At 41.3% G+C, this 9501-nt stretch carries 12 protein-coding genes; all 12 read left to right on the forward strand.

Translation table 11 applies throughout. The annotated features are described in order from the left end of the window. Window positions 1-3 precede the first annotated feature (3 nt). The 12 genes from GR929_RS19020 (at window position 4) to GR929_RS19075 (ending at window position 9469) form a co-directional block, all read left to right on the forward strand. Window positions 4-1686, forward strand: a complete 1683-nt coding sequence (locus GR929_RS19020) for a phage major capsid protein (RefSeq protein WP_159522853.1) — start codon at window positions 4-6, stop codon at window positions 1684-1686. After that, the gene (locus GR929_RS19025) at window positions 1686-2036 is read left to right on the forward strand and encodes a hypothetical protein (RefSeq protein WP_159522855.1); all 351 of its coding nucleotides are present in this window, start codon (window positions 1686-1688) and stop codon (window positions 2034-2036) included. Before GR929_RS19020 ends, GR929_RS19025 begins: the two co-directional genes overlap by 1 nt. Next, window positions 2036-2674: a hypothetical protein gene (locus GR929_RS19030; protein WP_159522857.1), complete on the forward strand. Its 639-nt coding sequence runs from the start codon at window positions 2036-2038 to the stop codon at window positions 2672-2674. The genes GR929_RS19025 and GR929_RS19030 overlap by 1 nt, the downstream gene beginning before the upstream one ends. Next, window positions 2671-3204 (forward strand): hypothetical protein, encoded by a 534-nt coding sequence (locus GR929_RS19035; protein ID WP_159522859.1) that lies wholly within the window; start codon window positions 2671-2673, stop codon window positions 3202-3204. The genes GR929_RS19030 and GR929_RS19035 overlap by 4 nt, the downstream gene beginning before the upstream one ends. Window positions 3205-3225: 21 nt before the next feature. Further along, a complete protein-coding gene (locus tag GR929_RS19040) occupies window positions 3226-4128 on the forward strand; it encodes a hypothetical protein (protein WP_159522861.1) in 903 nt (300 codons plus the stop codon). Between the two features lie 61 nt (window positions 4129-4189). Then, window positions 4190-4627 (forward strand): hypothetical protein, encoded by a 438-nt coding sequence (locus GR929_RS19045; protein ID WP_159522862.1) that lies wholly within the window; start codon window positions 4190-4192, stop codon window positions 4625-4627. A 5-nt stretch (window positions 4628-4632) separates the two neighbouring features. Then, a complete protein-coding gene (locus GR929_RS19050; RefSeq protein WP_159522863.1) occupies window positions 4633-4830 on the forward strand; it encodes a hypothetical protein in 198 nt (65 codons plus the stop codon). Next, window positions 4830-5051: a hypothetical protein gene (locus tag GR929_RS19055; protein ID WP_159522865.1), complete on the forward strand. Its 222-nt coding sequence runs from the start codon at window positions 4830-4832 to the stop codon at window positions 5049-5051. Before GR929_RS19050 ends, GR929_RS19055 begins: the two co-directional genes overlap by 1 nt. Beyond that, on the forward strand, window positions 5048-5317 hold the full coding sequence (locus tag GR929_RS19060; protein ID WP_159522867.1) for a hypothetical protein: 270 nt from the start codon (window positions 5048-5050) through the stop codon (window positions 5315-5317). Before GR929_RS19055 ends, GR929_RS19060 begins: the two co-directional genes overlap by 4 nt. After that, window positions 5259-5804, forward strand: coding sequence for a hypothetical protein (locus tag GR929_RS19065; RefSeq protein WP_159522869.1), 546 nt, complete (start codon window positions 5259-5261; stop codon window positions 5802-5804). Before GR929_RS19060 ends, GR929_RS19065 begins: the two co-directional genes overlap by 59 nt. A 12-nt stretch (window positions 5805-5816) precedes the next feature. Then, window positions 5817-8684, forward strand: a complete 2868-nt coding sequence (locus GR929_RS19070) for a tape measure protein (protein WP_159522871.1) — start codon at window positions 5817-5819, stop codon at window positions 8682-8684. Then, entirely contained in the window at window positions 8681-9469 is a 789-nt protein-coding gene (locus GR929_RS19075) for a hypothetical protein (protein ID WP_159522873.1), read from the forward strand. Before GR929_RS19070 ends, GR929_RS19075 begins: the two co-directional genes overlap by 4 nt. The last annotated feature ends 32 nt before the right edge of the window (window positions 9470-9501 follow it).

The following is a 9501-nucleotide window of genomic DNA, read 5'->3' on the forward strand; positions in this document are numbered from 1 at the left end:
ACAATGAAATTAGGAAGATTATTTTTTGGAATGGGTAAAAAATCAAACTACTGGCTGGTGGGGTTATTTGCCTTTTTAGCAATTACCATTTCCTTTATGGCAGGTGGTACCGAAGCAGGAATTATGATGGCTATGACTATGCCGGTAGGATTAACGGCTGAAGAACAAGCGAAGCATGAAAAATTGCTTGCTGATATTAAAGAGAAAAACAAAGAGCAAATTGGCGAATTCAAAAAAGAGTTTCAGAATCTTGGTGCCGACTTCCGAAAAGGGTTGATTGATGAAAAAACATTCAACGAAAAATTTCAGGAAGTTACCAGCAAACTTGAAAAATTCGATGCTGGAAAATTTGCTGAGTTTGAAAAGTCTCTTGAAAAGTTTGAAGAGTCGCTAAAGAAAAGCAACTTAAAACTGAAAGAGTTTGAAGAAGGTGGAATGGGCGGCGATGACAAATCATTGCGTAAAGAAATTGGCGATATCCTTTCAACCGATGAGTTTAAGGAGTTTGTTGATAGCAATGGTAAGAAAAAAGCGTCATTCAGCCTCAAAGCAACCTCTATTACCGATAACTATACCGGAGATTCACGGGTGCATATCACATCAAGAGACAGCCGCGTAGTTGATCATCCAAAGGTGACAAGGTTGAATATTCGCGACCTGTTAACTGTTATGCCAACCGACCTTCCATACTTGGCCTTTACCGAGGTTTACGACTGGAATCGCGCAATTGGCATGAATACTGAAAATGGAACATTGGCCGAAAGCTCGTTCAAAGTTCGCGAAGCAACTGCCGATGCAAAACGGATTGGAACCCACGTTCCGATTTCTAAGCGCATGCTGAAATCAACTCAGTATATTTTGAATCACTTGATGCAGAAACTTCCTGCCTTGGTTAAATTTTTCGAAGACTTCCAATTGCTTTGGGGTGACGGAGAAGGAAATAACGTATTGGGTATTGGTAAAGTAGCGTCCGATTTTGCAACCTTGGTTAACACAACCATTACAGGTGCCGCTAATTCAGTAGCCAGCGTAGCTTCTTACGATAGCGGAGCTAAAACATTAGTTACGTTTGCAGCTAATCAGAACATTCAAAACGGTTCAACAATCACCTTTGCAAGTGCAACCGAAGCAACTTATAACGCAGCGTATAAAGCATACGTTATCAGTCCTACTCAAATTGTAATTGATTTGACTTACGTTGCCGAAGCTGATACTTCTGCATGGACATTTGTTGTCAACAGTCCGTTTAAAGGCTCTATTGCTGCCGCACAGCAAATTGATGCGCTTAAAGTAGGTAAAACACTGGTTACCTCACAAGAATACACAGCCAGCGGTATTGTTCTTAACCCAATTGATGCTACGCTTATCGAGACCTTGAAAGGTAATGATGAACATTACATCGATGTGCAACGCCTGGATAACGGTATATTGACAATCTCCGGTATTCCGGTGGTAGAAACTACTGCAATGCCAGCCGGTAAGTTTGCTGTTGGCGATTGGGCCATGGCTGCCGCCTTGCTCGAATTCTCTGAGCTTGTGCTTGAATTCTCTGAGTCTACTCAGGAGAAATTGGGTAACTACGTTGAAGCAATTATCCAGGAAGAAGTATTGTTCCCAATCTACAACAAGTACATGTTTGTAGTTGGCGATTTTTCAACTGCTGTTGCTGCAATTAAAGCTGCATAATGGGAACTCTGACCATAAAAGGTGATATCAGGCAACTCGAAATAATTGCTAAAACCAGTCGTGTTCGGGTGGCTAAATACGGGTTGAAGGTATCACTGACAGAAGATAAAAAGCAGGAGGTTGAACAAGAACCTCCTGTTGAAAACAACGATCTGGTGGAAGAGCCGCAAACAACTGATAATCCTGAAAATTCAGGGAAAGAAGAAAATGCGACACCACCAACTGCCAACCAGGTGAAAGAACTGATTGAAAAGGTTGAAAAAACCGAAGATCTGGAACAGTTCAAAGACGACACCCGGCAGGTTGTAAAAAATGCTTACAAGAAAAAACTGAGAGAGCTTTCTGAGTAATGAGCTTAATAGACACCACATATTTTATTCGTGATATCAACGTTCCGCTGAGCGAAAAGCCGGAGCTTAACAGTGTATTCACAGATGCGGTAACCGAATATGAGAATGAAGTTCTCCTGAAATTGTTAGGGTACCAGCTGTGGAAAGAGTTTACCGATGCGGTAACTGCCGACGCAATAGGCGAAGGGAACGAGGGCTATGTTGCCCTGGCTCAAAAATGGATCGACTTACGCGATGGAGCCGAATTTTCATTTACATGGAACGGGCAAACAATAAACACAAAATGGAACGGGCTGATCAATACCGAAAAGAAAAGCCTGATTGCCTACTACGTGTATTATAACCATCGTATTAATCACGAATCAGAATATACCGGAATCGGTGAAGTGTCTTCAAAAAGCGAAAATGCTCAAAAAGTTAGCCCGCTAAATAAAATGGTGCGTGTGCACAGTCAAATGTTGGATTTATACGGTAAAATTCCGGCAGCAGCAAAAAGGTACTATCAATTTTTAAATAGCGCAGACTACCGGCATTTTAATGCTAAACCTTCTGCCTACAACTTTTTGCTTGCCAATGTTGAAACCTATTCCAATTGGGTATTTACCCCAATCAGGAATGTAAATGCTTTTGGGATATGACAGTTGAATATGTAGTAAATAGTGAGGTTCAGAATATTGTTGATCTAATCGGTCTTGTTATCGATGATGTAAGGGCCGAATATGACCCCGAAAACAACGAAAAACCCTACTACCTGCATGGTCACCCACTGGAGATTGTAAATACGCTGATTGAGAAGACGCAAGATGCTCAATACAAATTTAAAAAGTACCCGCTGATTGCGCTTTTCGAAGATTTTGAAGCAGAGGGTCCGCTGGGCCTGTTCCGGTCAAAAGCAAAGTTAAACATTGTAATCATGACCGATTCAAGTTCAAGCTATAAGGCCACTCAGCGTTACGAAAAATCATTCAACACCATTTTAACACCCATTTACGACCTGTTTTTAAAACACCTGAAGCGTAGACGGGGATTACACATCGATCATAAATCTATCCCTCACAAACCGATTAATCACCTCTATTGGGGTAAAAAAGATGTCGGCAATGATGGAATAGACTTTATCGATGCCATTGAGTTAAAAGAACTCAGTATTAAGGTTTACAGAAATTAAAAACTTGAAAAATTATACAAAATGACAGTAGCAAAAGTAACAAGCGCAAGCTACGGCAATTTGGGTGTAAAAGGAACAAGAAAAGATAACGAAATGGTTTCTATCGATGGCGTTATCCTCACTACTTCTGATTTTGCCCCTAGCATTGCTGACCTTGCCTTAGAAGCAACTTGGATTGCAGGTATTCGTGCCGGAACAGTGATGCCACTTAACGGACTCGACAGTTACGAAGATCAATCTTCAGATGACACCATTTATGAATCAGCACTTGGGAACAGAAAATTGCTGAAACGTGGAAAAACAAGAATGATGTTCCAATTGGACATTCCTTTATCGGTACATCGTACTCTACAACAAGACTACAACAATGCCGATTTAACTTACTGGCCATTGCGCGACGGTAAAATCTGTTTTTACAACGATGGTGGAGTAGCCAAAGGGTTTTCAACTGATATGATCAACATTGGCCGGATGAAAGAAGTTCCTGCCGATGGCTCAACTCCGGCATTTACTCCGCTTTACCTCGATATGGATAATTACCGCGAGTGGGATATGTACGGTGAGTTTATTGAACCTACATGGGAAGCAAACGACCTTGAACCGCTGATTGACGTTGATCTTGAAGTGGTTGGGACACCAACAGCAAGCGAAATTATTGTTCGCGTATTCGGTAGCGATGGGGTAGACTCCGATGGGTCGGTCAAAAAAATAGGTATTAAGGGTATCGTTGAATCCGACTGGCAATCAACGGCAGGCGTATGGACCGCTGAAACCGGATTTACCGATAATGGCGATGGTACTTATACATTCGCTTCGGCAGCCGCATTCAGCACCGGAACAATGGATCTGAAAACACCTGCAAACATGGTGTCCGATGGTTTATTGATTAAATCAACCGGGGCAGCAACGGTAACTATTGCATAATAGAATAATTATAAAATAAGGATGCCTTTTATTCTGGCATCCTTATCTAAAGCTACTGGCGATGGATCTGATTCAATTTCAAAATAACATCCTGAATATTGACCCTTGGGAACTGTTAAGGCCAATATTGGAAAAGCATTTTGACGAAATTGAACAACTAAACAGGGATCAGTTGAGCAGGGGCGAACGTGCTGACGGGTCGGCAATGCCGGACTATCAAAATATCGAGTATGCCGGGTTTAAAGAACAGTACATCGACACCTATAACATTTTCCCAACAACAGACCTTCGCTATTCCGGCGACTTTTACAAAGCACTGAAAGCCGGGTTTGGTACTTATGGCATTTCCCTCGAATCGTTCGACAGTAAAGCGTCTGAACTGGAAGCAAAATACGGTTCTTCCATTTATGGACTAACAGAAGAATCAAGGGTTATTTTAATCAACTCAATTAACGTGGAATTTAAACAGGCACTACACAATGCCATGTTTTTAAACTAAAGACCATGAAACTGGAAAAACTGTCATTAGCCGACCTGGAAGTACTCGAAACAAGACTATGGAATCTTTTTTACAGAGCAGCAGAAAGAATGTCGGAAGGTAAAGAAGATCAGATTCCGGTAAAAGACCTGCTGGAAACCAAGCTCAATGAAATTAAACTGGAAATAAACTCCCGGATTGATAACCTCATAAACGAAGACTAATGAAAACAAACGGACACGAACTGGAAACCAAATACCTGCATATGATCAATGAACTGAAAAGGGCAAGCAAAAATCCGCATTGGTCCGACAGGTTATGGCAATCGAAATACAAGAAAAAATTAACCCGAAGGCTTGAAAAAATGGAAACCGATAAGGCTAATGGCCTTATTCATCCAAAGGCTTTCGCTATTTGGAAATCAATGATAAATGAAGTGTTATGACAAATCTGAAATTACAAAACATCGACCATGTTAAAATTCTTGCAAAAGAACAGGCTCAAAAAACAAGAGAAGACCAGGCCGTCTTCCAAACAGTCGAAAACAGGTACAAAATCTTCCGGTTCAAACCAGTTAAAGACTACCCCGGAAAACCAAGTGCCGTTGTACGATACACCAAGGAAGATAAACGTGGAGCTGTTCTACCAGATCATGGAGACTGGAAACAGGGAACTGCTAAAAGTAAACCCAAAAAGCAAGGTAAGTCCTGAAAAACTGGATGAGGTCTGGCTCGACCTGCAGGAGTATTATTACGAGGGAACAAACAAACAGAGCTTTCAGAAATTTAAGCGTTCCCTGAAAAAAATAATCCAGCTCGAAAACGAAATAATAAGCTGCAAGGCCGCATTACACATGGTGGAATTAGGAAGTGATGAAGGATATGAGGTCTTGCAGTACTTTAAAATAAAAGCGACAGAACCGGACAAAATTAAGTCGGCCATCTTTCGAAAAGAAACAAAGCTGGACTTTGCGAAAACAGCCGCCGACCGGAAAAGTAAAAAGGCCGACAGCCACGAAGCATCAACCTTTTATAAAATGTTGGCCAGTGTTGAACGAAGCTTAAACCGACAGCTAAATACAACCGAAGTAAACCTTGAACGATGGGTTGCTTACCTGGACGATATCAGGCAGAAACGCGAAGCCGAAGCACAGGTAGCAGCAAAAAGTAAAGGCAAACGAAGAACAGCAAAAAACTAAAAACACAGCGTAATGGCAGGGCAGTTGAGAAGAGAAGACATACTTGATGCTGGAATTAAGCAGGAGCTAACTGAAATAGCAAAAGCTGTTCAGCCAGTTATCGATGGGTTTAAGCGCGTAGCCGACGAGGGCGAACGGCTTAGTAAATCTGTTGGTGGAGCTGAGTCGTTGTCTCAAATAATTAGCTTGTCTAAAAAAGCTACTACGAATTCACGAAACTTATCTCAAGCCGAAAAGGAACGGTTAAGAGTAGAAACACAACTGCAAAAAACGATTGCCAGGTCAAACGCATTAAGAACGGAATCAGGTAAAAAATTAATCGAAGAAAAAGTAAGATTACAGGAAGCTACTCGTGCCGCACGAGAAAAAGCACGAGCAAACCAGGGAATTGTTACTTCAAACAGAGGTCTTTTAGGATCTTTTAACAATCTGATTAAGTCGCTAAAAAGTTACTTGCTAATCTATCTTAGCATAGCAAAAGCGGGCGAATTAATATCCAGTATCATCAAAACAACAGCGACACTTGACTCGCTCGATTTTGCGATGAAACGAGTGATTACCGATCAGATTGAATTAGCTCAAACACAGCAATTCTTAGCCGATATAACAGAGGCTTACGGTATTGAACTCGTATCAACAACAGAACGATATATAAAATTTCGTGCCGCTGCCATGCAATCCAACTTATCGGCAAAGGATACACAGAAAATATTCGAATCTGCAGCAAAAGCGGGGTCAGTACTTGGACTTCGTACCGATGAACTAAGAGGTGTATTCCTGGCCTTAGAACAAATGTTGTCCAAAGGAAAGGTAACAACCGAAGAATTACGCCGGCAATTGGGTGAGCGTCTTCCGGGTGCGTTTGGTATCATGGCAAAAGCACTTAATGTTACCATCCCACAACTTGATAAAATGCTCAAAAAAGGTGAGGTTTTATCTGCCGAGGTACTGCCAAAGTTTGCAGAAGAATTAGAACGGTCATTTGGTATCGAGAGCGTAGATCGTGTTGACACATTGGTTGCTGCACAAAACAGGCTTACATTGGCATGGCAGGGATTTATTGATGAACTGAATGCGAGTAAGCCGTTAATCTCAATTTATAATTCATTTGCCGACTCCATACAGCGAATAAATTCCTTAATGAAATCTGATGCCGATACAATTGGAGAAAGGAGCGCAAAGATTGTAAGCGATATTCGCGATGAAATGGTAAAAACGGAAGATGTCGAAAAAAGAAGGGAGATATTAGTCAAAAAGATTGGTGACTTACAAAAAGAACGGCTCGATGTAAACGAGAAAATAAATAAATTACAAGAACAAGAACCCGGATTTTTAACAAAATTTGCTGAGCAACTCAACCAGGCAATTGGGCTTGGAGGAAGTTTTACCAAAAGTATTGATTTGCAATATGTACGCAAGGACTATGAAAAAGATAGTGATGCGATAGTTAAAGCAATAAACACCATTACTACTGAATTTGAAAACCTGGTAAATACAAAAACGAAAACTCCTGACATTGACACTAGTGATCCGAAGGAAGAAATTAAAAAGCTGAAAGAGCAACAAAAATTACTTCTTGAAGAAACCAAGCAACAGCAACAATTACTGCTTCAAAATACACAGCTGACAGCCGACCAACGTAGACAGGCTGAATTCGACAACGACCAGGAGTTGTTACAAATGCGAATTGGATTCATCGATGAACAGTTGAAATATGCCGATAAAGGAACAAGCGAAGAATTGAAACTAATTGCTCAAAAAGCCCAACTGGTAACACAGGTCGAAGAAAATTTAACAGACAGGCTTCTCGATGAACAAAAAATACGGCAGAAAGAACTTGAAAAAATTGAGAAGGATAAAAATAATGTCAACGAGCAAGAGGCCGACAATGCCCTGGCCAATGCTGAAGCGGCTAATCATGAATACTACATAAAAAGGCTGGCGCAAGCGAAAGACGAAATTTCAGCAGCAAAAGGTAAGGCCACTGAAATAAAACGAATTGACGATCAACTAACTGATGATTTAATTGCTAATGAGATCAAGCAGCTTGATATTGCCATTGAATCGATGGATTCCGAAACCAACGCCTACGAACGTGCCGTTGAGCGAAGACGAAGACTAAGAGAGCAACAGGGTGAAAATGAGAATCAAAAACTTGCCGAAAACGAGAAAATAAAGCAGGATTTGAGGCAGCAGACCTACGAGAAATCAAAAGAATTATTGATGGAGGGGTTTAATTTTGCTTCGGCACTTTACGACAGGCAATTGCAAAATGTAGAAACACGCTACAACTACGAGGTGGCTGCAGCAGGAGATAGCCTTGAAAAAAAGGTAATAGCCGAACGTAAATACGAGAAAGAGAAAAATGAAATCATGAAGCGGCAGGCCATTGCCGAGAAAGCACAGGCCGCCTTGTCCATCGCGCTAAACACAGCAGCAGCTATTGTCGAAGCATTGCCAAATATTCCTCTTTCAATAATAATAGGTGTTCTAGGAGCCGCACAACTGGCTACTGTACTTGCTACGCCAATACCGGAGTTTGCCGAGGGAACAGACAGTGCACCAAAAGAATTTATTGCGGGTGACGAAGGTTCAGAGGCAATATTTAAACCGGATGGGACGGTTGAAATTACCCCCAACAAGCCTACGTATTACAACGATAAATCATACATCGGCTCAACAATTATCCCACACGACGAAACACAAAAGTGGCTGGCAGACTATGCCGTTAACCATACATACGACAATGTAATTGACATGTCGGGTACCAACAAGTACCTCAAAAAAATTGAAGACAATACAAGGCGCAAAAAAGAAGTCTTTGAGCGCAACGGCCAAACCTATATCCGACGAGGATATATAACATCTAAAGTAGTATGAGCATACTGGCGCAATACAATGTATTAGGAGTTTACGCAAGTAAAGAGGCGCGGCTTTGGGAGTCGCTTAAAGTAAACGGTAATCCTGAACTATTCAGAATATTTCTGGAAACAAATACAATCCCGGCAATCCAACTTATTGTTGACAATGCCAGTACCGCTTCAGTCCAATTGCTCGATGCAAACGATAATCCGCTTGGCAGTCCGTTGTCAATGACCATATTATCCGAAACAGGCTATAAAAAAGTAATTTATGCCGGTACAACATTAAGCGGCTACGACGATGGCGATTACAGCCTGAAAATAACGATTGACGCCGTTGTTTATTATACCGATGTTTTCGGATGGACCAGCAACGAGTACTACCTGGACGACTTGCTTAAAATAACAGCCGTTTCATCAAATATAAGGCTGAGCAATTACTACGACATGGATTTGACCGGGTTTACATTCGAATGCTATATAAATTCGGAATACCTGGGGCTACAACCCGAAGTTGATGAAGAAATTGCAACAAGGGGAGGCGTAACAAAAGTCCTTTACGGCAACCTGGTACCTTTACACGAGTTCGAGGTTTACGCTGCCGAGTATATCTACCGGTTTTTGCTCGGGCTACGGGTGCTCGAAAGTAACGGAACAGTTACCGTAACATGGAAGTCGGTAAGCTATACCGCTAACGACATCATGACCGATGTAACCGAAAACAACGGAAATAAAACTTACCAGTTAAAACTTACCTTTATCGATATCAGCGAAACAATCAGCGTAAACAACAAATTGAATTAACACCCATTTGCATTTTAGTTTTATTTGCCATA

This window comes from Sunxiuqinia indica, assembly GCF_009847015.1.
GTDB classification, from domain to species: domain Bacteria; phylum Bacteroidota; class Bacteroidia; order Bacteroidales; family Prolixibacteraceae; genus Sunxiuqinia; species Sunxiuqinia indica.

Bases quoted from the DNA above. Each gene is read 5' to 3' on its own strand.
- GR929_RS19020 (WP_159522853.1), top strand. From the start codon at position 4: ATGAAATTAGGAAGATTATTTTTTGGAATGGGTAAAAAATCAAACTAC.
- GR929_RS19025 (WP_159522855.1), top strand. From the start codon at position 1,686: ATGGGAACTCTGACCATAAAAGGTGATATCAGGCAACTCGAAATAATT.
- GR929_RS19030 (WP_159522857.1), top strand. From the start codon at position 2,036: ATGAGCTTAATAGACACCACATATTTTATTCGTGATATCAACGTTCCG.
- GR929_RS19035 (WP_159522859.1), top strand. From the start codon at position 2,671: ATGACAGTTGAATATGTAGTAAATAGTGAGGTTCAGAATATTGTTGAT.
- GR929_RS19040 (WP_159522861.1), top strand. From the start codon at position 3,226: ATGACAGTAGCAAAAGTAACAAGCGCAAGCTACGGCAATTTGGGTGTA.
- GR929_RS19045 (WP_159522862.1), top strand. From the start codon at position 4,190: ATGGATCTGATTCAATTTCAAAATAACATCCTGAATATTGACCCTTGG.
- GR929_RS19050 (WP_159522863.1), top strand. From the start codon at position 4,633: ATGAAACTGGAAAAACTGTCATTAGCCGACCTGGAAGTACTCGAAACA.
- GR929_RS19055 (WP_159522865.1), top strand. From the start codon at position 4,830: ATGAAAACAAACGGACACGAACTGGAAACCAAATACCTGCATATGATC.
- GR929_RS19060 (WP_159522867.1), top strand. From the start codon at position 5,048: ATGACAAATCTGAAATTACAAAACATCGACCATGTTAAAATTCTTGCA.
- GR929_RS19065 (WP_159522869.1), top strand. From the start codon at position 5,259: ATGGAGACTGGAAACAGGGAACTGCTAAAAGTAAACCCAAAAAGCAAG.
- GR929_RS19070 (WP_159522871.1), top strand. From the start codon at position 5,817: ATGGCAGGGCAGTTGAGAAGAGAAGACATACTTGATGCTGGAATTAAG.
- GR929_RS19075 (WP_159522873.1), top strand. From the start codon at position 8,681: ATGAGCATACTGGCGCAATACAATGTATTAGGAGTTTACGCAAGTAAA.